20 protein-coding genes are annotated in these 24,018 nt (G+C 43.6%); 8 read left to right on the top strand and 12 right to left on the bottom strand.

Translation table 11 applies throughout. The annotated features are described in order from the left end of the window. Window positions 1–127 precede the first annotated feature (127 nt). A complete protein-coding gene (locus H6571_11085; GenBank protein ID MCB9324269.1) occupies window positions 128–1,318 on the top strand; it encodes a hypothetical protein in 1,191 nt (396 codons plus the stop codon). On the opposite strand, the gene H6571_11080 is transcribed toward H6571_11085, so the two are convergent. The 3 genes from H6571_11080 to H6571_11070 all read right to left on the bottom strand — a co-directional run bounded on the left by H6571_11080 (window position 1,296) and on the right by H6571_11070 (window position 3,957). Further along, window positions 1,296–1,805 (bottom strand): GNAT family N-acetyltransferase, encoded by a 510-nt coding sequence (locus H6571_11080; GenBank protein ID MCB9324268.1) that lies wholly within the window; start codon window positions 1,803–1,805, stop codon window positions 1,296–1,298. The genes H6571_11085 and H6571_11080 overlap by 23 nt on opposite strands. Before the next feature lie 107 nt (window positions 1,806–1,912). Then, window positions 1,913–2,743, bottom strand: coding sequence for a purine-nucleoside phosphorylase (locus H6571_11075; GenBank protein MCB9324267.1), 831 nt, complete (start codon window positions 2,741–2,743; stop codon window positions 1,913–1,915). Between the two features lie 71 nt (window positions 2,744–2,814). Continuing rightward, complete coding sequence (locus H6571_11070; GenBank protein MCB9324266.1) at window positions 2,815–3,957, bottom strand: CofH family radical SAM protein; 1,143 nt, start codon at window positions 3,955–3,957, stop codon at window positions 2,815–2,817. 881 nt (window positions 3,958–4,838) lie between these two features. Here H6571_11070 and tnpA point away from each other — a divergent pair. Next, window positions 4,839–5,270 carry an IS200/IS605 family transposase gene (gene tnpA, locus H6571_11065; GenBank protein MCB9324265.1) on the top strand — a complete coding sequence of 144 codons (432 nt, stop codon included), beginning with the start codon at window positions 4,839–4,841 and terminating at the stop codon, window positions 5,268–5,270. A 426-nt stretch (window positions 5,271–5,696) separates the two neighbouring features. Here tnpA and H6571_11060 read toward each other — a convergent pair whose 3' ends face one another. After that, entirely contained in the window at window positions 5,697–7,094 is a 1,398-nt protein-coding gene (locus tag H6571_11060) for a 4Fe-4S binding protein (protein ID MCB9324264.1), read from the bottom strand. A gap of 27 nt (window positions 7,095–7,121) precedes the next feature. Then, a complete protein-coding gene (locus H6571_11055; GenBank protein ID MCB9324263.1) occupies window positions 7,122–8,459 on the bottom strand; it encodes an NAD(P)/FAD-dependent oxidoreductase in 1,338 nt (445 codons plus the stop codon). 236 nt (window positions 8,460–8,695) lie between these two features. On the opposite strand from H6571_11055, the gene H6571_11050 reads away from it, so the two are divergent. Both H6571_11050 and H6571_11045 read left to right on the top strand, forming a co-directional pair. After that, the gene (locus tag H6571_11050; GenBank protein MCB9324262.1) at window positions 8,696–10,516 is read left to right on the top strand and encodes an Omp28-related outer membrane protein; all 1,821 of its coding nucleotides are present in this window, start codon (window positions 8,696–8,698) and stop codon (window positions 10,514–10,516) included. Window positions 10,517–10,590: 74 nt separating this feature from the next. Further along, window positions 10,591–11,310 carry a T9SS type A sorting domain-containing protein gene (locus tag H6571_11045; protein MCB9324261.1) on the top strand — a complete coding sequence of 240 codons (720 nt, stop codon included), beginning with the start codon at window positions 10,591–10,593 and terminating at the stop codon, window positions 11,308–11,310. 84 nt (window positions 11,311–11,394) lie between these two features. On the opposite strand, the gene H6571_11040 is transcribed toward H6571_11045, so the two are convergent. Beyond that, window positions 11,395–11,805 carry a 6-carboxytetrahydropterin synthase gene (locus H6571_11040; protein ID MCB9324260.1) on the bottom strand — a complete coding sequence of 137 codons (411 nt, stop codon included), beginning with the start codon at window positions 11,803–11,805 and terminating at the stop codon, window positions 11,395–11,397. A gap of 325 nt (window positions 11,806–12,130) precedes the next feature. Here H6571_11040 and H6571_11035 point away from each other — a divergent pair, with 325 nt between their 5' ends. Beyond that, window positions 12,131–12,865: a DUF1963 domain-containing protein gene (locus H6571_11035; GenBank protein ID MCB9324259.1), complete on the top strand. Its 735-nt coding sequence runs from the start codon at window positions 12,131–12,133 to the stop codon at window positions 12,863–12,865. A gap of 91 nt (window positions 12,866–12,956) precedes the next feature. Here the strand turns inward: H6571_11035 and H6571_11030 are convergent, their stop codons facing one another. Next, on the bottom strand, window positions 12,957–13,475 hold the full coding sequence (locus tag H6571_11030) for a helix-turn-helix transcriptional regulator (protein ID MCB9324258.1): 519 nt from the start codon (window positions 13,473–13,475) through the stop codon (window positions 12,957–12,959). 246 nt (window positions 13,476–13,721) lie between these two features. On the opposite strand from H6571_11030, the gene H6571_11025 reads away from it, so the two are divergent. After that, a complete protein-coding gene (locus H6571_11025) occupies window positions 13,722–14,246 on the top strand; it encodes an RNA polymerase sigma factor (GenBank protein ID MCB9324257.1) in 525 nt (174 codons plus the stop codon). Between the two features lie 153 nt (window positions 14,247–14,399). On the opposite strand, the gene H6571_11020 is transcribed toward H6571_11025, so the two are convergent. Beyond that, entirely contained in the window at window positions 14,400–16,160 is a 1,761-nt protein-coding gene (locus H6571_11020; protein ID MCB9324256.1) for a S8 family serine peptidase, read from the bottom strand. A gap of 331 nt (window positions 16,161–16,491) precedes the next feature. On the opposite strand from H6571_11020, the gene dnaB reads away from it, so the two are divergent. Beyond that, entirely contained in the window at window positions 16,492–18,012 is a 1,521-nt protein-coding gene (gene dnaB / locus H6571_11015; GenBank protein ID MCB9324255.1) for a replicative DNA helicase, read from the top strand. A gap of 58 nt (window positions 18,013–18,070) precedes the next feature. On the opposite strand, the gene H6571_11010 is transcribed toward dnaB, so the two are convergent. From H6571_11010 to H6571_10995, 4 genes are all read right to left on the bottom strand, one after another. Continuing rightward, window positions 18,071–20,902 (bottom strand): CHAT domain-containing protein, encoded by a 2,832-nt coding sequence (locus H6571_11010; protein MCB9324254.1) that lies wholly within the window; start codon window positions 20,900–20,902, stop codon window positions 18,071–18,073. Between the two features lie 118 nt (window positions 20,903–21,020). Further along, on the bottom strand, window positions 21,021–21,467 hold the full coding sequence (locus tag H6571_11005) for an Hsp20/alpha crystallin family protein (protein MCB9324253.1): 447 nt from the start codon (window positions 21,465–21,467) through the stop codon (window positions 21,021–21,023). Between the two features lie 163 nt (window positions 21,468–21,630). After that, complete coding sequence (locus H6571_11000) at window positions 21,631–22,023, bottom strand: Hsp20/alpha crystallin family protein (protein MCB9324252.1); 393 nt, start codon at window positions 22,021–22,023, stop codon at window positions 21,631–21,633. 398 nt (window positions 22,024–22,421) lie between these two features. Next, window positions 22,422–23,294, bottom strand: a complete 873-nt coding sequence (locus tag H6571_10995) for a bile acid:sodium symporter family protein (protein MCB9324251.1) — start codon at window positions 23,292–23,294, stop codon at window positions 22,422–22,424. A gap of 154 nt (window positions 23,295–23,448) precedes the next feature. Here H6571_10995 and H6571_10990 point away from each other — a divergent pair, with 154 nt between their 5' ends. Further along, on the top strand, window positions 23,449–23,988 hold the full coding sequence (locus tag H6571_10990; GenBank protein ID MCB9324250.1) for an RNA polymerase sigma factor: 540 nt from the start codon (window positions 23,449–23,451) through the stop codon (window positions 23,986–23,988). Window positions 23,989–24,018: the final 30 nt, after the last annotated feature.

The raw sequence follows: 24,018 nt of genomic DNA, 5'->3' as shown, positions 1-24,018 counted from the left end.
TTTTGAGTTTTTCTTGCTCAGAATTAAATTCATAAATTTTCTCCATCGCATATAAAAACACCGTGGCACACCATTTATTTTTGATCTGGCATCTTTAATATATCGTAAATGGTTTAAAGAAAATATTATGTCCAGACTACCTGCCTTCCGATTTTTAATCGTTTTGATCTTTATATTTTTTACGCTCATCAATCTGTCTGCCCAGGAAACAGCGCAGGCAGACGATACCAGGGAACAATACCTTATCGCCAATGATCTTATCGCCTCTTTCCAGTTTGAAGAAGCCCAAAAAATCCTGAGCGAATGTTATGTCCGGGATCCCCGCAATGTCGATTATCTTTCCAAAATAGCTTATTGCAACTTCCAGATGGGGCGTTATCCGGATGCCAAGATGTTTTACAGGCAGGTACTGGTAGTGGATTCGGTCAATACCAATGCCTTGAGTTCACTGGGAACCATTTTTGAAAGGGAACTGAATTACAGGGAGGCAGAAACATGCTACCTGAAATTGCTGAAAATCGACACTACGAACAGTTATTATTACAAGTTAAACGGGTACACCGCCATGAGGTTGGGAAAAACATTGGAAGGCGTGGCTTTTTTCCTCAAAGGTCATGAGGTCAATGAATCGGATATTGAGATCATTGACCAGCTTTGTCAAATTTACCTGTCCTTCGATCAGTTGGATTATGTGGACCAGATGTTGGACAAAGGGCTCGCCCTGGATCCACAGAATATCAAATTATTACAAAATAAATCCCGGCTTCATCAAAAACGACAGGAGCACAGCCTGGTCGTGGAGAGCATTGAAAAAACCATGGCACAGGGAGATACCAGTGATTATTACCAGATGATGCTTGGGGTGGCCTACCTGCAGATGGACAGCATTGATTTGGCCATCCTGAATTTAGAAAATATTGTTGACCGGGGCAAAGATTCTGAATACACCCATCATTACCTGGGACTTGCCTATCGGTTCAAAGAAGACCTTCCCAAAAGTATTGAACATTTGGAGAAAGCTATTGAAAAGGGGATTTCTCCTAAAATGCCTGACTTCCATGCAGATCTCGCTTCTGTTTATGAAAAAGAGAACGATATTGCTAAGGCTTTAGCTCATTACAAAGCGGCGGTGGATTACGGAGACAACCCGGAACATCTTTTCCATCTTGCCCGATTGAGTGATATTTATTACAAGGACAAATCCATTGCATTGAAACACTACAGGAGTTATCTTGCAACGGGTGATGAAAAATACAGGAAATATGTTGAGGGAAGGATCGATCAGTTAAAAGAGATCATCCATTTTCAGGGAAAATGATATATTTCTCTACGGTTTCTTCATCATATTCGAACAGGTCAACCAATCTGAAGCCCAGTTTTTTCAGAACGCTGGAGGAAGCCGTATTTTCAGGAACTACCAATCCGATGATCTCCTTAAGCCCAAGGGTTTCGAAACCGAACCGGATAAAAGGTCGGGCGGCTTCGGTGGCAATGCCCTGGCCCCAATACCTTTGGGCAAATCTGTACCCAATGTCGACGGTGTCCAGATCCGGGAGGTACTTCAACCCGCAAAAGCCTATATAACAATTTTCAGGTTTGTAAATAACGGACATTCTTCCGTAACCGTATTTTTTATAGTCTGCCAGCGTGGTATTTTTTAGGATGGCATAAATTTCTTCCCGGGTTTTGACACCTCCATCACAGGTGTACCGGCTCACCTCCGGATCCTGGTTAACCTGATAGGCGGCTTCGGCATCTTCAAGGGTCGTGGGTCTGATGATCAGGCGCTCCGTTTCTATGATCATAAGCGGTGCTTTTTGTGTAAAATTTTCTTTAATAACTCATGTAACCGGAAATGAGTTCCTGTTTTAGCAAAAAATGTATTGCCCTATTGGGAATTTCGATCTTTTTGTCAATAGCTACGGGCTTCTTCTTTCAAGATTTCTTTAACAATTAAACTCATTTTGGGTTCCACTGATTTAGCCATGGCGATGACTTCTTCAACGCTGACTTCTTTGATTACTTCAGGAGGATAAGATTGATTGGAAATTACCGAAATGACAAAAACAGGCAGCGACATGTGGTGGGCCACAATCACTTCCGGGATGGTGGACATGCCCACCATATCTGCCCCGACGCGATGAATATATACGTATTCAGAAGGAGTTTCCAGGTTTGGACCCTGGAGGCAAAGGTAAACGCCTTCATGAGCGCGAATGTTATGGGCTGATGCGATTTTAAGCGCGCGGCCATTCAGTTTTCGGTCGTAAATATTGAGCATGTCCGGAAAGCGGGGACCAAGTCGTTCATCGTTAGCACCACGGAGGGGGTTTTCGGATTGCAGGTAAATGTGATCCCGGACAAAAACAATATCTCCGGCTTTAAAATCGGGATTCGTTCCTCCTGAAACATTTGAAATGACAAGTCTTTTAATGCCCAGGAACTTCAAAACCCTTACCGGGAAAGTGACTTCCTCCATGCTGTACCCCTCATAATAGTGAAAGCGGCCGGCCATGGCGACAACCGGAATCCTGTCCAGCAGCCCGAAGATCAATTTTCCGGCATGGCTCTGAACGGTAGATACCGGGAAATGAGGAATGTCCCCATAATCAATAGAGGCGATGATTTCAATTTCGTCCACCAGTCCCCCGAGGCCGGTGCCGAGTATGATGCCGAACTCAGGTTGAAAAGGGGTTCGCGCCCTGATGAATTCGAGGGATTCCTGGATGTTGTCGTATAACATGTTACTGGTTTCTCTTTGGCCATACTGGTTTCCGGTTGCCAAAACGAGTAGCAAGCAACCCGTAACCAGGATTAATCTACAATTATGGTGGTACGATCGAGCTCCTGTTGTTTAATGTTTTCAGGCAGTTCGCGGAATTCGTATTCCTGGTTACGCAACTGTGCAGTGAATCCGGCTTCGCGAATGGCTTCCTGGATGCCGTTGGCCGTAAACCGGTGATTGGCACCTGCCGCTGAAACCACGTTTTCTTCGATCATAATACTTCCGAAATCATTCGCGCCGCTGTGCAGGCAAATTTGCCCTACTTGTTTTCCAACGGTAAGCCATGATGCCTGGTGGTTGACCACATTGGGCAACATGATTCTTCCCATCGCGAGCATACGAATGTATTCGTTGCCCGTAACATCATTACGAGCCCGTTTGATCTTCTTTAAAATGGTATCCATATCCTGGAAGGGCCACCCGATGTAGGCCAGAAAACCTTTTGAGGTTGCTGGTTTTTCGGCCTGCACTTCACGCAGTGCAACCAGGTGTTCCATGCGTTCAAGGTTGGTTTCGATATGCCCAAACATCATGGTAGCCGAGGTGGTGATGTGTAACTGATGTGCTGCTCTCATCACGTCGAGCCATTCCTGGGCGCCGCATTTTCCTTTGGAGATGAGCCTTCGGACACGGTCGCTGAGGATTTCAGCTCCGGCGCCGGGAAGGCTGTCCAGTCCTGACTCTTTCAGCGCTTTCAGTACTTCGGTATGAGTGGATTGTTCGAGCTTGGTAATGTGCGCCACTTCCGGTGGGCCGAGAGCGTGTAATTTGAGATCAGGATACAGGGATTTCAGTTCACGGAACAAACCGGTATAATAATCCAGTCCGAGATCCGGATGGTGCCCGCCCTGAAGCAACAGCTGTTGTCCTCCAAAAGCAAAGGTTTCCTCTATCTTTTGTTTGTATTCTTCGATGGAGGTAATGTAAGCTTCCTCATGGCCAGGCCTGCGATAGAAATTGCAAAATTTGCAATTGGCAATGCAGACATTGGTTGTATTGGAATTACGGTCAATGATCCATGTGACGATATTGTCAGGAACATGGTACTTGCGCAATTCATTTCCTACATAGGCCAATTCAGCTGTTTCGGCATTTTCGAAAAGGAAAACGCCCTCTTCTGCCGTGAGGAATTCCAGGTTGAGTGCTCTTTGTAATAAATCGTCTGTTCTCATATAACAAAGGTAAGTATTTAGGATGGTTCGTGGATAACTCCGGGCAAATTCCTTAACCTGAATTTATCCACAGATCAGATGCTCGAATAATGAAACAGTCTGCATTCGCACAAGTTCGATGGGAATGCTTGAATTTTCAATCGCTCCGTCGCCCATCAGCACGGGAGTAAATGGCATCGATCGCTCCGTCGCCCATCAGCACGGGAGCAATTGGGATCATTCGCTCCGTCTTCCATCAGCTCTGGAATAAATGGCATCGATCGCTCCGTCTTCCATCAGCTCTGGAATAAATGGCATCGATCGCTCCGTCTTCCATCAGCTCTGGAATAAATGGCATCGATCGCTCCGTCTTCCATCAGCACGGGAGTAAATGGCATCGATCGCTCCGTCGCCCATCAGTTCGGGAGCAATTGACATCAATCGCTCCGTCTTCCATCAGCTCTGGAATAAATGGCATCGATCGCTCCGTCTTCCATCAGCTCTGGAATAAATGGCATCGATCGCTCCGTCTTCCATCAGCTCTGGAATAAATGGCATCGATCGCTCCGTCTTCCATCAGCTCTGGAATAAATGGGATCAATCGCTCCGTCTTCCATCAGCTCTGGAATAAATGGCATCGATCGCTCCGTCTTCCATCAGCTCTGGAATAAATGGTATCGATCGCTCCGTCGCCCATCAGTACGGGAGCAATTGGCATCAATCGCTCCGTCCTTCAGGGCGGAGCGATTGATCAGTTTTAGAAAGGGCTTTAGCCCTATTGTTAAAAAAAGCCATAAAAAAATGTCACATCTGGAAGACTCGTGGCTTTTATAAATAAGGGAAGAGCCCTTTAGTAAATAAAATTCAGAACTAATTTTTTATTAATAAAACCCACTAATATTATGCCTTATATCAGAATTTGGATACATGCCGTTTGGGCAACAAAGAAAAGATTCCCTTATTTAACGAAGGACGTGAGGTATCAGATTTTTCAACACATTAGAGAAAATGCAAAAAATAAAAATATCCACCTTGATCATATTAATGGCCATCTGGAACATGTGCATTGTCTTATTTCAATGGACGCAACTCATAATATTGCATCCATAATTCAGCTTCTAAAAGGAGAGTCCTCATTTTGGATCAATAAAAATAAATTGACTGAAAAATACTTTGGTTGGCAGGATGAATATTTTGCAGGCTCCGTTAGTCATTCTCAAATTAATGCTGTTCGCAGGTATATTCAAAACCAGGAAAAACATCATGCAAATAAGACTTTTGAAGATGAATACCAGAAATTTATTAAAAAATATGGTTTTGAAATTTTTATTTAAACTCAGAAAGAATGGGCTAAAGCCCTTTGCCGGGATGTTGAATTTTGCCACGGCCTGAAGACCGTGGCAAATGATTTGTAGGTCCATAAATTGGGAGGAGTAGTGAGCAATATCCATTGCTCCGTCCATCAGTTCGGAGGAGTAGGGAGTAATATCGATCACTCCGTCCTTCAGTTCGGAGGAGTAGGGAGTAATATCGATCGCTCCGTCCATCAGCTTGAGAGTAATTGGCATCCATCGCTCCGTCCATCAGTTCGGAGGAGTAGTGAGTAATATCGATCGCTCCGTCCATCAGCTTGAGAGTAATTGGCATCCATCGCTCCGTCCATCAGTTCGGAGGAATAGGGAGTAATATCCATTGCTCCGTCCATCAGTTCGGAGGAGTAGGGAGTAATATCAATTGCTCCGTCCTTCAGGGCGGAGCCTTCAATTTTCTAAAATATGGATGGCTTTCAAAGCAGTGGTTCTTTTGCTGATATCGACAGAGCCATTCTCCAGGCGCAATACTCCTCTCGGGCAAACAGCTGAGCATACCCCACACCCCACACACGATGCCCGCACAATATTTTGCCCCTTCTGTGCATAGGCTCGAACATCAATGCCCATTTCACAATAAGTGGAACAATTGCCGCAGGAGATACACTGCCCTCCGTTGGTGGTGATTCTGAAACGGGAGAAAAAACGTTGCTGTAATCCTAGAATGGCCGCCATCGGGCAGCCGAACCGGCACCAAACCCGACTCCCGAGAATTGGATAAAACCCCACCCCGATTACTCCTGAAAATATTGCTCCGATGAAAAATCCATAAGGTTTTTGGAAATAGGAGTAAATGTTAAGCCCGAAAACGCTGCCTTTTTGGTAAAAATAGCCATACAGTGTAACAGTGGTCATGATAATAACCAATGCCAAAACACTGTGGATCATCCAACGTTCGATCTTCCAGGCGCTGATGGACTTGTTGGATAATTGGCGAAAAGGATCTCCTGCCGTTTCGGCAAGGCCGCCACAGCCGCAAACCCATGAACAATACCACCTTTTTCCATAAAAATAAGTCAGGATAGGGGAGATGACCAAAAACATCGCAATCCCGAAAATGAGAAAAAACATCCCCAGGTTTCCGCCGTCAAGACTGTTTTTAAGGTGCCAGGAGTAGAAGAAATCGTAGTTCAGGGGCCACATATTTTTCAGGTCTTTATCAAAATACTCCAGGGAAGGGTTGAGGCCTTCGAGAATTTCAGGGATCAAAAAAGCCAGCCCGAGCTGAAAAAACATCACGGATATCGTCCTGACGACCTGGTACCTGTTGTGCCGGTATTTCAAAATGAATTTGTATCCAAAGGCCAGGATGGCAACGGTATACAGGGTTCCGTAAACGAACCACTGGCTGGCCGGTTTCCCTTTTAACAAAATGCTTAGGGGATCAAAAAGAGCGATAATGCCGGTATTGGAAGCACCACTGCTACCTTGCCCCAGCATTTCAGGGAACCAGTACAGCAAAATATAAAATCCGGTCAGTAAAATTCCAATGCTCCAGCCGATTAGCCCGCCTCCGGAAAGGGACTTCCTCCATACCCCGCTGTTTCTAATCCCTTCGGGATGGTTGAGATATAATGCCCGGGCATAAACAATGATCCCGCCTGCCATCAGCAGGATGGAAAGGCTTAGGAAGATCGGTTTGGATGGAAAATTGACACCGGCAAAGGCCATGAAGAGGATCAAAATCCCAATCATAGCGGTAGTCATTCCTGCTTTTTCACCCATGCTCACGCCATGAGGATTAGGGTTGGCTATAGAAAGGCTGTTATTTACTTGATTGTTAGACATATTACAAGGTGAAATTTTAAATGGAGGTTAGAAACCTAAAAACTGGAGGACTGCATTGGTATTCCTCTTTTGTTTTAATTCCAGGTTTTTCCCGGTTTGTTGCCGGTAAATGTTGATTAATTCCGGTTCGTATTCATCGAAAAATTCAGGATCAAAATTGGCAAGGCTCAGGTTTGTGAGTACTTCCTCTAAAGGCGTTTTTTCTTTGATCCATTTTTCGCAAACTTCATGTCGGTAACGGATACCCATTAAATTGAATCCGATGACAGAGTCTTTATTTTTTTCGTAAACGAGCCGAATGCTTTTTTTTCCCAAAGGGTGCTGCCAGAATATTGCCTGATGGTTATCCTTTGTTTCGGTGTCCACGTTGCCATATACCTGGTATTCAATGTCAAGGAATTTGGCAGAATTAAACCAGACGCCCGGATCGTACAGGGTTTTTTGGCCGCAGATCGTGTGGGCCACCGTCTCGCCCATTATTCTGCCGGTGTACCAGACCGCTTCAATGGGACGGCGGCCAGGTCGGGGATCGGCTAGCTGAGCGCAATCACCGATGGCATAAATATCCTGAAGATTGGTTTCAAGGAATTCATTTACCACAATTCCTTTTTGGGTATTTATGCCACTCCCGTTCAGAAAATCAATATTAGGACTCACGCCGGCAGTTAAGCCAACGTAACCGCAGTCTATTCTTTCTCCCTTATTGGTAATGACCGCACAAACCTTCCCGGTGCCGTCATCCACAATTTCTTTCAATTCGGTGCCAAGACGAAGATCAATGCCATGTTCGATGATATGATCGCTCACCATTTGAGATTCTTCTTTTGGTAGCACGATATCCCAGTAATTTGCCTCTCTGACCAACATGGTGACAGGAATATTTCTGGACATAAACATTTCTGCCATTTCAAGGCCGATCAGCCCTCCGCCGACGATCACGGCCCTGCTGAGATCCTTGCTTCCGGCTTCCATGGCTTCCAAATCCTGAAGGGAATACAATCCTGACACGTTCTTGAGATCCTGACCCGGCCACCCGAATTTATTGGACTTAGAACCACTGGCAATGATGAGTTTGTCGAATGACAGAAAATCCCCTCCCTTAAAAAGAAGCTGTTTTTTTTGAGCATCCACTTTTTCAACATAACCTTTCCTTAGGTCAATGCGGTTCTTTTTCCAGAAATGAGGCTCATAGGGCTGAGTATCCTTGAATCTCATATGCCCCATGTAGATGTACATCAGTGCTGTCCGGGAGAAAAAATGGTCAGATTCGGCAGAGATAACCGTAATTTTATGATCGCTCAGTTTTCGAATAAAACGCGCTGCGGTGATTCCGCTGATCCCGTTTCCAAGAATGGCAATATGCATGTTTTGGATTTTGCAGGTAAATAAAAAAGCTGGATAAAGTTAGAAATTTTATGCTATTGAAAACCTTTTATTATTTTGTTCAGTGTGTAGTACAACGAGTAATTGACTGAGTTGTCTATACCAAGACAATTGCGCCTTTCGAATTGGTCAAATAAAAGACCAAGGCTTTTGTTCCCGGAAAAATAATTGTGGAATGCCTTTAAAATCAGCATCTTTACAGTTCAATTGCTGGATGAATGAAAAAAACGGTAAGCTTGCTTCTTTTGTATTTTGGGGTTTGGAGCCTGTGCTCCGGTCAAACCATTGTAAGTACCAGTCCCCAGAATAAAAAAGCCATATTGGAAGAATTTGGAGGGATTTACTGTGTTTATTGCCCTGAAGGCAATCAATTGGCGGAATCTATGGTGGCCGCCAATCCTGAACAGGTTTCCAGGATCAGTATTCATCAGGGATTGTATGCCAATCCTGAACCCGGTGATCCTGACTTCAGGTCAGATTTCGGTACGCTTTATGCTAATCAGACCGGGCTGAACGGTTATCCGGCCGGCACGATTAACCGACGGGTGTTTACAGGTTGGGAACAGGGAAATTCAGGAACCACCGCCCTGGGACGCGGGCATTGGGACGCGGCGGTTCAACAAGTACTCAATCAGCCCTCCATTGTCAATATAGCTGCCGAAGCAACGGTAGATTACCAGACCAATGAACTGGAAATATTTGTTGAAATTTATTATACCGGATCGAGTGCGGCAGGAACCAATTACCTGAATATTGCCCTTTTGCAAAATAAAATATACGGCCCCCAACTGGGCGGAAATGAAGGAGCAAATTATGAGCATAATCAGGTGTTGAGAGATATGATCACCGGTCAGTGGGGGGATCCGGTTTATAATACCAGCCAGGGGCACTTTGAATCACGTAGTTATATGTATCAGTTGCCAACGGATTATCGTGGGGTGCTTTTTGACTCACCCAATATGGAACTGGTCATTTTTGTGGCCGAAAGCCATCAAAACATTTTAAACGGCGTATCCGTGGTGCCTGAGTTTATCGTCCAGCATTCCCATGACGCCAATGCCCTGTTGTTGCCTTCTCCTGAAATCGTCTGCGGCAATGAAATTACTCCGGTGTTTACTTTGCGCAATGACGGAAACCAGCCGCTTACTTCTCTTGATATCGATTATTGGATCAATGAGGAGACTGTGCACCCCTTCGAATGGAGTGGTCATCTTAATACTTTTGGCACGGAAGAAATTCACCTTCCGGCGATAGCTTTCAATGGTTATTCGGGTGAAGAAAATTATATCCACGTGGCCGTTCACGCCCCTAATGACTTTCCGGATGAGAATTATGATAACAACGCGGTCAGCACGACTTTTAAACTTGCTCCGCCCAGTGCCACTTCTTCGGTTACCCTGGAACTTAAAACAGATGGATTTGGATTTGATATTTACTGGGAAATAACCGATCATAATGATGTGGTAATCGCTTCAGGAGGCAATGAAAATGTAGGCGAAAATGGAGGCGGTTCCCAAATAGGACTACCTTCTGACCCGGGTGCTTACGGCGACAATCAGACCTTCTCCCAACAAATTGAATTGCCTGAGGCCGGATGTTATAATTTCAGGATTCTTGATGATTATGGCGACGGATTATGTTGTCAGTACGGTTATGGGTTTTATTACCTCCAGGATGAGGAAGGCAATATCATTTTTACCGGAGGAGAATTCGGGGCTGAAAAAAACGAACCCTTTTCTTTTGGTACGGAGACTACGCCAATTGACGATCAAATTAATTTTAAAAACCTGGTCGTTTTTCCCAATCCGGTTACCGGAAATCGGCTAGACTTCGAAATGTTAATGAATGATCCTGGCCTGTTAAAAATACAACTTTTTTCGGCTAACTACCGTATAAGTTATTACACCTCGGAAGAAACAAGCGTTTCCGGGGTTTTTAAAGGTCATATTGACACAGGAACTTTGCCGGCCGGCATTTATTTTCTTAAGCTAAGCAGCCCAAAAGGTAGTGTGAGCCGAAAAGTGGTCCTTTTGCGTTAATGATTTATTAAATAGTTGACAATGCAAGTTTTTTGTGCCAATTTTGTGTCACAAACAGTTAAAAAATAAGGCTTATGAAATATATTTTACCGGTTTTCATTTTAGTACTCTTTTCAATTCATGCTCAGGCACAGAAAATCGTTGCCACCCCTTCCATTGTTGAACAAACAGTAGTGATTGATCTTTCTGATTTTAATGCAGAGCTGGAACTCCCCGGTAAGATAACCAATAATTCAAATCGTTCCATCCAGATCAAATGGATACAGACTTTGTGGGATCAGCCTTATGAGTGGCAGGCCGAAATTTCAGACCGGGACAATTATTATCTGGCCGACGAAAGCGGTTATACGGATAGCGAATACGTGAAATCAATGACCATTGAACCGGGAGAATCATTCGATTTGACCATTTATATTTATCCTAACGGCCGTGCCGGAACAGCGACCTATGCCATTGACATTGTGGATGCCAAAAATCCTTCCATTGTTTTGGAAACTATGGTTTACTACATGAGCGTCAAACACATGGAAAAGGAAGAGGCTTTAAACATCAGGAATGTAAAGGTTTTTCCTAACCCTGCACGTGACTATTTTGAGTTGACGCCCAATCAACTCGTTTCTTCTTTGACCTTGTACAACAGCATCGGGCAGCGTGTCAAAACTTATTCTGCTGAACGCGGCAAAAAATACGACATCACTTCCATTCCCAGCGGGCTTTACCTCGTAGAGTTGATGGACAGTAATGCCAAAACACTCAGAACGGTACGGTTACTCAAACGATCCCCAAAAGCTTAAAAGGATTTTTGTTCTACCTAATGTGATGTTTTTTATCCTGGCGCCGGGTTTTTAAATTTTTCAAATCAAAAAATTATCCAGTATTCACGTAGCCGGATATTCCACGTAATTTCTGGGTGTTTCAAACAGCCTTACCACGAGGTCAAATTTTTCAGGTAGTTTTTCGCGAAGGATAGTCCAGGTAACATAACAGATATTTTCAGCAGTAGGATTCAGATTTTTGAACTCTACGGTATCCATGTTCAGGTTCTTATGATCAAAGCGCAATTCAATTTCTTTATAGATCAGATCTTTAAGGATTTTTACATCAATGACATACCCGGTCTCAGGGTCTACTTCACCGGTCACTTTAACCTCTAGTTCATAATTATGCCCGTGGTAATTCGCATTGTTGCATAATCCGAATATCTCGTCGTTTTTTTCATTCGACCAGTTGGGATTGTAAAGCCGGTGCGCTGCATTGAAATGTGCTCTTCTGAAAACGGAAACCCTCATCTTTGGAAATTTCAAATTTTAAATGCTAAAGTTAAAACTAAAAAGTATTCTAATTGGTGGTATTAAGAGTAACACTTTATCCGAATACTGTTGTTGGTAAAACAAAGATTTTTATTTAAGGTTTTTTTTAAAAAGACTTATATGTATTTGTTTTATTTAAAATATTGATAATTAACGATTTATGTTTTTTATTTAATCTGACTAATCTGGTGTGCATAGGAGGAGGTTTCCTCCGTTTAATAATTATCATTATCCTTTTTATATTTGCCGTATGGAAATGGAATATTATTTACCCGAAGAGATCTTACCATTTAAAGATCAATTAATGGACTCCAAAACGGAGTTTATCGAAATCGAGCCCATTGAAGATGGGGAGCCGAAATTGTGGAACAGCAAATTCGGCGGAAGCCCTTATCTGCCAAAGGAGGTTGACTTTCCCTGTACAGCGGAAGGTGATGAATTATTTTTCCTCGCCCAGATCAACTTTGCCGAGGTGCCGGCGTTTCCTCCTTTCCCGGAGAAAGGAATTTTACAGTTTTATATTTTCGACGATGCACTTTTCGGTCTGAATGGTGAAGATCCTTTCCGCCAGGATAAGTTCCGGGTGCTTTATTTTCCTGATGTGTCAGAAGATGAAAGCAGCCTGAGAACTGATTTTTCAGAACTCCGCGATTATGATGAGCTGCCGGTTTATGATCAAAACTGTTTCGGGATGGCCTTTGAAAAATCGAGTGAAATCGTTCCTATATCCGATAATCATTTTTGGAAACGGTTCCCTGCTGATTTTTTCGACCAGTTTGGTGAAGCCAAATGGGATGTTTATGGCACGTACAATGATTCGGTCAGTGCAGAAGGGCACAAAATCGGAGGATATGCCCATTTCTCCCAGGAAGATCCCCGGAAAGAAGAGAACCCAATGCTTTTACTTTTTCAGATGGATACTGATGTGGAGATAGAGAGCATGTGGGGAGATATGGGAACGGCTAATTTTTTTATTTCGGAAGAAGATCTTATCAAAAAAGATTTTTCCAGGGTGATGTACCATTGGGATTGTCATTAGGATGAAGTTTTTCAAAATCCCAATACTCCGATGTAAATCCTGAAAATTAATAGACATTGCCAGGTTGAAAATTCTATTCAACCACAAAAAGTTATTCCTCCCCGGTAATGCACGATTTGTTTTTAAGGTACTCAAGCAGATCCTTATGTGTAGCCACAATCTTTTTGGAAGCTTTGAACATCTGCTCGAAATTGAGTACAAGAAACTGTATGTCACGAGGCAGTTCTTCCAACTTTGAGGCGGTCATGGAGAAAGAAGTATGCAGGCTTTCCAGCAGACGATCTGTTTCTTCGGCTTTGATCAGGTAAGTATCAATGACCTCTAATTCCCAAATCGATTTTTTGTTGTAATTGTTTATGGCATTTTCGTAGGCGCCCGGTCTGCGCAGATCCTTGCTTGTAAGATCACTTATTGAGACCTGGAAAAAATGAGAAAAATTCTTCAGATTACAGATCTTGGGCTGACAAGTGCCATTTTCATAAGAAGCAATGTTTCCTCTGTTCAATCCTATCCGTTCGGCAAAAACTTCCTGGCTAAGGCAAAACTGCTTTCTGAGGAAACGCAGGTTGGCAGGAAGGAAATTTTGGACTATTGTTTCGGCCTGTTTCATAATAATCTGTTAATAACAAGTTTTTTGTGCATCTTTTTTACAAAAAGAGCATCTAATAAGAGTACACAATGAAGCGCAAAAAAGTTGAATTTTGTTAAAAAATTTAACATTTACACGTTGAAATGTCACTTTTTTGTCTTTATTGCGATTGTTTAACAAAAAACGATTCTAAATAGACAATTTTTTTTGCAAAATTTCTTTTTTTTATTTAGATTTGTTAAAAATAATTACAAAAAATCACCGACTATGATAATTCAATTGCAAAACCAAATTCAAGATCAACTTGACAAGATCAGTAATTCTTTGAGAGCTTTCTCCTTAAAGTTGACGGGAAACGTTGACGATGCAGAAGATTTGTACCAGGATACTGCACTGAGAATTATTACCAATGCAGACAAATACAACCAGGGAACTAATTTTAAGGCCTGGTCCATTACTATAATGCGCAACATTTTTATCAATAATTATAGAAAAAAAATGCGTCGCAATCTGATCATCGATCAAACTCCAAATAACTATTACCTCAATTCCGGTGGCAATGCAGTGGGAAATGATGGAGAAGGGGATATGAATTACAATGAATTGATGAAAATGGTTGATGTATTGCCTGATGATTTCCGCAAGCCGTTTATGATGGCTTACCAGGGCTTCAAATACGATGAGATCGCTGAAGAGCTCGACTCACCGCTGGGGACCATTAAGAGTCGTATTTTCTTTGCCCGTAAAAAGCTGCAAAAGATGTATGACAGCGCCATGATGGAAAGAGCTTAATTTTTTATAAATTAAATCTCTTCAATTATAATTTTTTATAAATAAAGTCGTTTTATAATAGAATTTCGGGACATGAAAATGACCCAATTCATTAAGCGGTTTAGAAAAAGGTCAGGAATTAATTTTCTGACCTTTTTTATTTTTATTTAATCGCTAATCTACCTTGACGAGTTTCCCTGTTTGTTGAATGTTTTCCCCTTCAAGAAGGTAGAAATACATTCCTTTCGGAAGATTTTCCATGCTAATGCTTTCATAGAGAAAAGATTGTTGTTCAAACGACTTGCTGAACACCAATTTTCCTGCTGAGGAAAATATATTGAGCACCACAGGCTCGGTCAGATGATCGAGGGTCAGTTCCAGGTGATCTGTAAAAGGATTTGGATAAACAAGTAGAGGTTCTACTTCCAAAGGAGCTTCCACTGCCGTAAACAACAAAGCCTGCTCCACCGCTGCGAGCGCATTGATCCGGCCATACCCGTAAACGGGATTGGGTACGGCATCCCCGGCCACTCCGTCACATTCCTGTTCTGCCACCATCGGGATGGCTGTAGCCTCAATAATATCTTCAATGATATCGACCTCTCCGGCCAGGGCCGGATTCGCGGAGATCATCAGTGCCACCATACCGGCGACATGGGGCACTGCCATACTGGTTCCGTTCCAGCTCGCATAATCTCCCCCACGAATACACGACCTTACGCCTACCCCCGGAGCAGCCACATTAGGTTTCATTCTCATGCTTTCATCAGCGCTTATCAGTCCTCGGCTGCTGAAGTTGGCAATAGTATCGTTGGATCTGAAAGCCCCAATCGTAAATGAAGGTTCGAAAATAGCTGGCGGATTTTGGATAGAACCACAGGAAGATCCTTCGTTCCCTGCAGAGACGACTACGACCACTCCGGCTGCTTTTATGTTGTTGACCGTCATTTCCATGGCGGAAAAATTGGAAGGATCACACCCTTCTTCAGGGGGGCATGACCAGCTATTATTGATGACATGAGGAGATCTGGATGGGTCGGCATTTTCCCCGTTGAGGTCGGTGGGGGCCAGGAACCATTCGAAACATTCTATATAATTTGCCGGGCTGCCCCAGCCGCGTTCCATATTCCGGCAAGCGATCCATTTGGCTCCCGGAGCCACCCCGATCTGGTTGCCCAAACCGTCATCTCCGGTCATGGTGCCTACCGTATGGGTTCCATGGTTATGATCATCACAGGGAACCAGAGAATTGAATCCGCAGGGGTTCAACGTATCACTATTTAAAGGACTCATCTCATGGACGGCATCATGCCAGCTGTAATTGTGATCCACGCCGGATTCGCTCCATCCATTGTAGTGCTGAATAATCGCCTCATGCTCCCATTCCACCCCGGTATCTGCACCGGCTACGATCACCCCTTGTCCGGTATAACCCATGTTCCATACCTGGTCTGCCCCAATCTTTTCAATACCCCATTCGACTCCAAGTCGCTGATTGTTGGTTTCATGATCCTGTGAAGGAATTTCATGCTGCATCCAGGGATTGGCTTCGATGGTTTTGACATCTTCTCTCAGAGCGATGGAACGAACCAGTTCGAGGTCTCCTTTACTATAAAGGGCATTCACGATGAAAAAGCTTTTTGCCGGCGCATGACGTGTGGCAAGGAATGTCAGGATATTTCTTTGGGAGATTTCGGCCTGTTGTTTTAGTTTTTGATATACAAAAGTGCCTTTTTTCTCTTTGTTGTGTATGAAACGGCTTTTGCTGACATCTGCCTGTTCCTTCATTATAATCAAAAAGTCTGCTGTGGCTCCATTTTCAAGTTTGAGCAGGAGAGAAGGCGTTATTTTATTTTTCCATTGGTCGTTGTCCTGGGGATATTGCCATGCAACAATCAAAGCGAGCAGTACGACTAATCCAACTATTTTTTTCATGGGTAAAATTATTTTGAAGCACAAAAATCCGAAATAAATAAATGAATGTTATGGTTTACCCATAATCATTTTGCAAGATGGGGAGCATTTACGATTCATTTTTAAAAAGTTTTCCACAAATTTAAACTTTGTTTTTTAGTGCAAAAGGGCAGGATCGGGTCAATAAATTGGAATATGGTCCTAAAACCATTTTTTATCCACACCTGTATATGATTTTCCACATTGGCCGAAAAAAAGGATTTCTATTCTTCGAAATTTACCCGTAGTTTTGTTGAAATAAGCTGGGGCATTATCCAATGCCGGGTAAAATCGTAAAAAAGTAAAAACATACATGTCCGAGAAAAAAAATACACCTATCAAAAGTGATTTTCAAATGAAGAGACGCGGTCGAAACGCTGATCTGTCAGATTATGTTTTTGGCAAGGTGCAACCACAGGCTATTCCCCTCGAGGAAGTCGTACTCGGTGCCATCATGTTGGAAAAAGATGCCCTTACCACGGTTATGGATATTATCAGGGCAGAAAGTTTTTATCTCGATGCCCATCAGCTGATCTTCAGAGCCATGTTGCGGCTTTTTGAGCGCATGCAGCCCATCGACCTGCTGACGGTCATGGAAGAACTCAAAAAAACAGGAGACCTTGAGTCCGTTGGCGGCCCGGCATACCTGGCTGAATTGACCAACCGGGTGGCTTCGGCAGCGAATATCGAATATCATGCCCGGATTGTTTCCCAGAAGCATATTCAGCGGGAGTTGATCACCGTTTCCACCAAGATCATCAAAGATGCATTTGAAGATACGACGGACGTTTTTGAATTGCTTGACGATGCTGAACAGGGTTTGTTTAATATTACCCAACAAAACCTTAGCCGTTCTTACGACAGCATGAGCACGCTGGCAAGTAAGGCACTGAAGCAAATTGAAGAACTCAAAGACAGGGAAGATGGTTTAACCGGGGTGCCTACCGGATTTGTCGAATTGGACCGGGTTACTTCAGGGTGGCAAAATTCTGACCTGATCATCATTGCCGCAAGACCTGGTATGGGTAAAACAAGTTTTGTGCTCTCGGCAGCCAAAAATGCCGCAGGTGAATTCAACAAACCCGTTGCCTTTTTCTCCCTGGAGATGTCAAGCCTGCAGCTCGCCCAGAGGATCATTTCCATTGAAGCTGAGATTCCCGGGTCTAAAATGCGTACCGGTCAGTTGGAAGATTACGAATGGCAGCAATTGCAGACGGCCATCGAACGGGTGAGTGAAATTCCCATCTTTATCGATGATACCCCGGGGATCAACGTATTTGAGCTGCGTGCCAAGGCAAGGAGGCTTAAAATGCAACATGATATTTCTCTTATTGTCATCGATTATTTGCAGCTGATGAGTGGAGGGTCGGACAATCAAAAAGGCAATCGTGAACAGGAAGTAAGTGCAATATCCAGATCACTTAAAGGACTGGCTAAAGAACTTAACATTCCCGTGATCGCGCTTTCACAGCTCAGCCGTGCGGTGGAAACCCGGGGAGGAAGCAAAAGGCCTGTGTTGTCGGATTTGAGGGAATCGGGTTCCATAGAGCAGGATGCCGATATCGTAGGGTTTATCTACCGGCCGGAGTATTACCAGATATTGGAAGATGAGGAAGGGATGTCGCTCAAGGGCGTTGCGGAATTCATCATTGCAAAACACAGGAATGGTGCCCTAAAGACGGCCAGACTCAAATTTACAGACGAATTTGCCCGGTTCTCTAATCTTGAAGATCCCAATTTTAACGATCTGCCGGGAGACACTTTCGAAATTCCGGAATCCAATATGATCACTCGTCCTTCAAAAATGAATGATGATGAGGATATTCCGTTTTAAGCCAAAGTAAAAAACGAGGATTTTTAGAAAAGCTTCAAAGGACCTTCCGGTATCGCCATCATTTTTTTCGTATTCGTATAAAAAAAACGATTCCTGCCGCCATAAGAGCCACCCCGGCAAGCAATAGATAATTGATTTCCGGCTCCGGCGTTTCATTGATGTCACTTCCGATAAAGACAAATCCCGTCCAGTAAGCAGGGGAGGCATGGATGTCATCCGTTTGTTTAAGGAAACTCAGTTTCGCATCTCTAAGGGCTTCTGATTTACTTTTTCCGGCCTCCAGGTTTTTATAAAAAGAAGAAAAAATATCCGCTGTCTGCCGGTTTTTTACCTTCCATAAGCTGGCGATCAGGCTGGAGGCACCGGCGTAGGCAAATCCACGGGCCAGGCTCATCACGCCTTCTCCTTTTTCGAGTTTTCCCAGGTTGGTTTCGCAGGCGCTTAAGACTACGAGTTCTGCCGAAAGATCCAGGGCGTAAATTTCCGGTAAGGTTAGGGCCTCATCGAAAAAAAATACCCTGGGCTGCAGGTCGTTTTGATTGGCCTCGGCGTGAGTGAAAAGGTGAATCACCCGGCTTAAGGTCGCTTCTTTTTCGAAATTTGACCGGGTGGCCTCATTGTCCATTAGCCTTTTTAATCCGGGTGGATGCCCAATATCCAGATCTGAAGCATCGAGGGCAGGGAGTCCCAGTTGCCCGTCCGCAAATCCCGGGGCGATAAAAAGGAATGTTTTTCCCGAAGGAACGGCCTGTTGCTGTTGTTGTAAAACGCTGCATGAGTAGGCATATCTGATGTTTTGGCGGAGCATCACATAAGAAAGGTTTTTAAAAAAAGCACCTGTTTTCCATTCTGTAACGAGGGCTTCAAAGGGAATGAAAGCCAAAAGCCCGTCAGGGACCACCGTTACTCCTGAAAAGGTTTCGATCTGCAGCGGAGCGTATATTTTTTGATACAAACTAAAAGCGGCGCTTTGGAAAGCCTCCGCCCCCATTTTCCATCTGTTCTCAGCCGAGAACAAATCCAAAAATTGAGTGAACGTGTTTTGAAAATCGTCATCAAGGGGTATTTTCAAAAAGGTAATACCAGCTTCTTTTTCTATTTTAAAAACGTACAAAAAACCTGTTCCCCAAAAGAATTCGACGAATACTTCCTCCCCGGTTTTTAGGAGGGTGTTCTGCACCTCGGCCACAGCCACGACCTTTTCCCGGGCATTCAGGCTAGCATACTCGGGATGTTTCTCTTCCAAAGAATTTTTTAAGGTCAGTAATTGTTGCGAGAGAAAGACTTTTTGTTCATTTAATTCATCGAATGTTTCTTTTTCAGGGTTTTCCACGGACAGGAGTTCGCTTTCGATAGCGGCCAGGGCTTTTTCCGTTTCTTTCACTTGCTGTAGCAGTTGCTGGGTGCCTTTCAGTTGCCGGCGAGCCAAATTTTCCCTCACAGATTCCAGTAAAACTGCGGCTTTGCTCGCCTCTGCGATCTGAAAAGCAATGTCCAGGTAAGCCTCCTCTCCAGTTTCCCGACTCAGGGTAGCGCATATGGCAATGGCTCTCTCTCTCCTCGATTGGTTTTGTTTTTGAAACTGAATTTTGGAAGTAGAATGTTGCTGGGCATTTTGAATCAGGTGCTCTACTTCAAATCCTGCCTGTAGATTTTTTAACGCTTTGAGGAGAAAATCCGTGTTTCCCGAAGTTTCGTACCATTTTTCAAAGGCCACTGCTTTTCCGTCGAGGGCGGTCAGGATGGAATTTTCGGCATAGAGGTCCTTACTGTCGGGGATGGATGAAACATCCGTTGAATCGATATTATTTAAAACGGCAAAAAGACTTTTTTGATAATAGAGCAAGGCGGTTTCAAGCTCATTGTTTTTAAGATACAGGTCACCGGTACTGGCGTAAATTTTTGATCTTTTTCGGCTCCTGGTCGGTAAAACTTCCCGGCTTAAAATGATGGCCCTGTTCAAAGATTCTTTGGCGTTCTGGGTATCTCCTTTCTGAATCTGAAGTTGTCCCAAAACATGATAGGCATCCATAAGGGTACTATTCCAGTGGCCTTTTTTCAATACCGAAATGGCCGATTGGATATCTTTCACGGCGGCATCGGTTCTGGACAATTGCATCAGGCTTCGGGCCTTGTTCAGGAGCAGAACCGCCCTAATGTAATCGGAAAGGTCCGGGTTTTTAAATTGCTGTTCAAAGAGGGTTACGGCCTCCTGGTAGCGTTCTGTGGTAGCGTATAGAATTCCCAGGTCTATGGCTGCCTGTGCGGCCTCTCCTTTTTTGCCTGAATTTTCCAGTACGGACCGGGCCAGGAGCAGGAGAGAGGCGGCATTTTCATAGTTTTCCAGGCGGGTATAAATATTGGCCAGCGGTTTATAGACGAAAAGCGCAACCCATCTTTTATCGTAGTCGTAGGACAGGCTGTCGAGATGCCTGTAACCGGAAAAGGCTTTCTGGTAGGAAGCTTTGGCTTCCAGTATGCGACTGGTTCTTTTGTAGGCATTGCCCAGCATAGCGTTCAGGTCGGCGAGGTATTCAGCCTCTGGTGCATTGTATTGATCAAAAGGGAGGGGAAATTGCTCCAGGGCAAAGGCAAAATATTCGGCAGCTGTTTTATAATCTTTTCTGCCAGCGGTCTCCATCATTTCTTCCGAAATATAAAAGGTGGCCGTCTCTTCAAAAGCTTCCAGGTATCCGAAAAAAGCATCAGAGGATTCCCATACATTCGCAGCCTTTAAGGTCATTTGCCAGGCACTGTCACGCATGCCGGCGAGCGCAAATTCGCGGGCGCGATCGATCAGGGCAGCATAGAGATCTTCCTGCCCGGTTGTATTTTGAGCAGGCAGACAGAAAGCCAAAGGAAGTAAAAGGAAAAATAACGCGTGACGCATTTTTTTCCATGAAAGGTACAGAAAATTTTGGGGCGGGACATAAAAAAGGGGATCGGAAATAATCCGACCCCCCAAATAAACACCTAAAACCCTATTAACTAACTTTATCTTTCGTTCACTACGAAATGTTGATCTTGCGCGAAAAATCAGCTTTATTTTCTTCTTTCTTCGCCATAGTGATGAACAGCACTCCTCCTTCGTATTTTGCTGAAATGGCATTCGCATCAACCGATTCCGGAAGTGAAAAACTTCTGGTGAACGTATTGTAGTTGAACTCACGTCTCAAAAATTTACGATCTTTATCGTCTTCTTCTTTGAGTGGTTTGTTCACACTGATTTTTAAACGGCCCTCCACTATATTGAGGTCAAAATCGGATTTCTCAAGTCCCGGAGCTGCCAACTCGATAACGAAATCATTGGCAGACTCAGACACGTTGACTCTCGGATTTGAAGCCGTCAGATCAACCCCCATAAATTTGGTGATGTCTGTATTTAAAAACTCATCTAGGAGTTCTCCGAATATCCCTGCCTTGGCAAAGGGATTATTTTTATTATCAAATTTCATAATCTATAATCTAATTTTTAAACAATGCTTTGATTGGAAAGATTTCTTTTGATTGTCAGATTTTTGTCAATTTAATTTTCCGACTCATTTATGTGAATTACTTTCCGATTTCCTGTAGTTTCTTTAAACTTCAAGTGTTCCTAACATAAACAGATCAACATCTTTACTTCACTGTTACCACTTTCGGCGCTTCTTTTTCCTTTTTAGCTAAAACGACTTTAAGGATGCCATTCGTGTATGAAGCGGTGATATTTTCAGTATTAATGGTATCGGCCAAATGGAAAGAACGTTTGAAATCGTATTTTCCGAATTCGTTTCTCAAAACCTTAACCCCTTCTTGCGGAGCCTGGTCTTTTTTGGCAGAAATAGTCAGCAATTCTTTTTCAACTTGCAGCTCAAAATCGGCCTTGGTCAGTCCCGGCGCAGCTAATTCCAACTGGTATTCCGTTTCCAGTTCAATAACATTCACTTTTACATTGGTATTCAAATCTACCAGCTGAGGTCTTGTGTAAACAGGTCTTGCCTGTGGTCTTGAAGTAGGTCTTACAACTAACATTTTATCTGATTTTTTATTGATTTAATAATTAATGAATACACTTTCCCGGGGTCAATATTTGTGCCATGAAGATAGTGAAGCCAGGTAGGCAGGAAAGTAGTATTCTTTGTGACAAAATGGCTTAAATAGATTGATGTATCATGACATAATGGCGCATGGTGTTAAATTTTAGCCCTTTTGGGTAGTAATTGGGCTCCCAGGTGGTTTTGGGAATATTGGTAACGAATCACTTTTTAATGCTTCCGGGAAGAATGAGTATATAGAGATTGAGTCAGATTGAAGGAGATTGAGGCACTCTCCCGACCTGTGGTAGGGTTTTTGCTATGCTCCCTTGGAACTCTTGGAACCGCTCGAACCTTAAACAATGCAGCATTTCAGGAATTTTTCAAATTGGTTTTTTATTTTAATCCTGTTCGTTTTTTCATAAAATAGGCGAATCCCAGGGTGGTCCAAAAGCTAAAAGCGGCATAGATCAGGGCAGGCTTGGCCATTTCACTGTCGTTGAGCAGGGTGCCGGTGACCAAAAGTGCGAGGGCTGTATTCTGGAGCCCTGTTTCAATAGAAATGGTGATGCCGTTGCGTTTGGAGAGTTTGTTCCATTTAGCAAAATAATAACCGAACAGCATGCCGAAAAAATTGAGTGCCAGGGTGAACGGCAGGATTTTATAAATATCCTCAAAAGTCAAATTCAATCCGCCCTGTGCCTCGCGTCCGAAAAACAATATACAAAACATGATGACCAGCAAAAGGTAAGTAATCCATTTTACGGGGTTTTCTATTTTTTCCACCAGTTCATGGCGGAAGTATCTGATTAAAACACCTATGGCGGCAGGCAGCAGGATCAGCAGAAAAATTTCCATGGCCGTGGAAAGAAAGGGGAGGGAGAACCATTCTTCTTGGCCCCGGAAGGTTCTTGAAGCCCAGTTGCTGACAAGCGGGATGGTAAAGACCGTTAGCAGGCCATTTATGGTGGTAAGAGAGATGGCCAGGGCAGTATTGGCCCGGGTCAGGTAAGAAATATAGTTGGACATATTGCCACCGGGACAAAGAGATAAAATAATAATCCCTATTTTAAACTCTGGGGACAGCGGGCTCAGGTAAACCATCAGGATAGCAAAGGCGGGTAAGGCCACCATTTGGGAAAAAAGTCCCAGGAGGAATGATTTGGGGCGTTGAAATACTCCTTTAAAATTGGAGGCCTCAATCGACATTCCCACCCCCAGCATGACGAGGGCCAGGATAAAACGTATTAATATGTCAACTGAAACCATGGTAGAACGATTTGCTGATTTGATCCACCCACAAGAAAAGAGGTTTTTGCGGATTTATTAAAGAAAGTTGAATTTTTAATGCTTAAATTCAGGCAACCTTTTTAAACGTTTATGCACCATTGTGTCAAAGGGAACAGGATAAAAATACTTTTAATTGGAGAGCGACGAAAAAAAACTCATTAACGGCTGTGTAAAAAAAGACAAAAAAGCCCAACGACAATTGTACGAATTGTACAAGGTTTCTCTTTTTCGTATATGTCTTCGTTATGCCAAAGACCGTCCGGAAGCTGAGGATATATTACAGGATGGTTTTGTGAAAATCATGGCTGATATTCACCAGTACAGGGGAGAAGGCGCTCTGGGGGGATGGATGAGAAGGGTGATGGTCAATACGGCACTGCAACATATCAGAAAGCAAAACAGGCAAGGCTATACGGTTGAAATTACCGAAATCGCAGACACTCACCAGGCGGACGAAGTCATTTTGAGCGATCTCAGGGCCAAAGCACTTACCCAATTAATTCAAAAATTACCGCCGGGCTACCGAGCCGTTTTCAATATGTATGTAATAGAAGGGTTTTCGCATAAGGAGATAGCGGAACAGATGGAGGTTACGGAAAGTACTTCCAAGTCTCAACTATCCAAGGCAAAAGCCATGCTCAGAAAAATGCTTGAAAGAAATTTAGTGGGTTAAAGGCCCCATTCATCATAAAGACAAAGAAAT

Source organism: Lewinellaceae bacterium (genome assembly GCA_020636105.1).
Taxonomy (GTDB): domain Bacteria; phylum Bacteroidota; class Bacteroidia; order Chitinophagales; family Saprospiraceae; genus BCD1.
This window is presented reverse-complemented; position numbering and strand designations above follow the sequence as displayed.

Coding starts and splice junctions, on each gene's coding strand:
- H6571_11035 (MCB9324259.1), top strand. CDS start 12,131: ATGGACTCCAAAACGGAGTTTATCGAAATCGAGCCCATTGAAGATGGG.
- H6571_11060 (MCB9324264.1), bottom strand. CDS start 7,094: ATGTCTAACAATCAAGTAAATAACAGCCTTTCTATAGCCAACCCTAAT.
- H6571_11040 (MCB9324260.1), bottom strand. CDS start 11,805: ATGAGGGTTTCCGTTTTCAGAAGAGCACATTTCAATGCAGCGCACCGG.
- H6571_11000 (MCB9324252.1), bottom strand. CDS start 22,023: ATGTTAGTTGTAAGACCTACTTCAAGACCACAGGCAAGACCTGTTTAC.
- H6571_11045 (MCB9324261.1), top strand. CDS start 10,591: ATGAAATATATTTTACCGGTTTTCATTTTAGTACTCTTTTCAATTCAT.
- H6571_11075 (MCB9324267.1), bottom strand. CDS start 2,743: ATGTTATACGACAACATCCAGGAATCCCTCGAATTCATCAGGGCGCGA.
- H6571_11070 (MCB9324266.1), bottom strand. CDS start 3,957: ATGAGAACAGACGATTTATTACAAAGAGCACTCAACCTGGAATTCCTC.
- dnaB (MCB9324255.1), top strand. CDS start 16,492: ATGTCCGAGAAAAAAAATACACCTATCAAAAGTGATTTTCAAATGAAG.
- tnpA (MCB9324265.1), top strand. CDS start 4,839: ATGCCTTATATCAGAATTTGGATACATGCCGTTTGGGCAACAAAGAAA.
- H6571_11025 (MCB9324257.1), top strand. CDS start 13,722: ATGATAATTCAATTGCAAAACCAAATTCAAGATCAACTTGACAAGATC.
- H6571_11080 (MCB9324268.1), bottom strand. CDS start 1,805: ATGATCATAGAAACGGAGCGCCTGATCATCAGACCCACGACCCTTGAA.
- H6571_11010 (MCB9324254.1), bottom strand. CDS start 20,902: ATGCGTCACGCGTTATTTTTCCTTTTACTTCCTTTGGCTTTCTGTCTG.
- H6571_10995 (MCB9324251.1), bottom strand. CDS start 23,294: ATGGTTTCAGTTGACATATTAATACGTTTTATCCTGGCCCTCGTCATG.
- H6571_11055 (MCB9324263.1), bottom strand. CDS start 8,459: ATGCATATTGCCATTCTTGGAAACGGGATCAGCGGAATCACCGCAGCG.
- H6571_11030 (MCB9324258.1), bottom strand. CDS start 13,475: ATGAAACAGGCCGAAACAATAGTCCAAAATTTCCTTCCTGCCAACCTG.
- H6571_11050 (MCB9324262.1), top strand. CDS start 8,696: ATGAAAAAAACGGTAAGCTTGCTTCTTTTGTATTTTGGGGTTTGGAGC.
- H6571_11085 (MCB9324269.1), top strand. CDS start 128: ATGTCCAGACTACCTGCCTTCCGATTTTTAATCGTTTTGATCTTTATA.
- H6571_11020 (MCB9324256.1), bottom strand. CDS start 16,160: ATGAAAAAAATAGTTGGATTAGTCGTACTGCTCGCTTTGATTGTTGCA.
- H6571_11005 (MCB9324253.1), bottom strand. CDS start 21,467: ATGAAATTTGATAATAAAAATAATCCCTTTGCCAAGGCAGGGATATTC.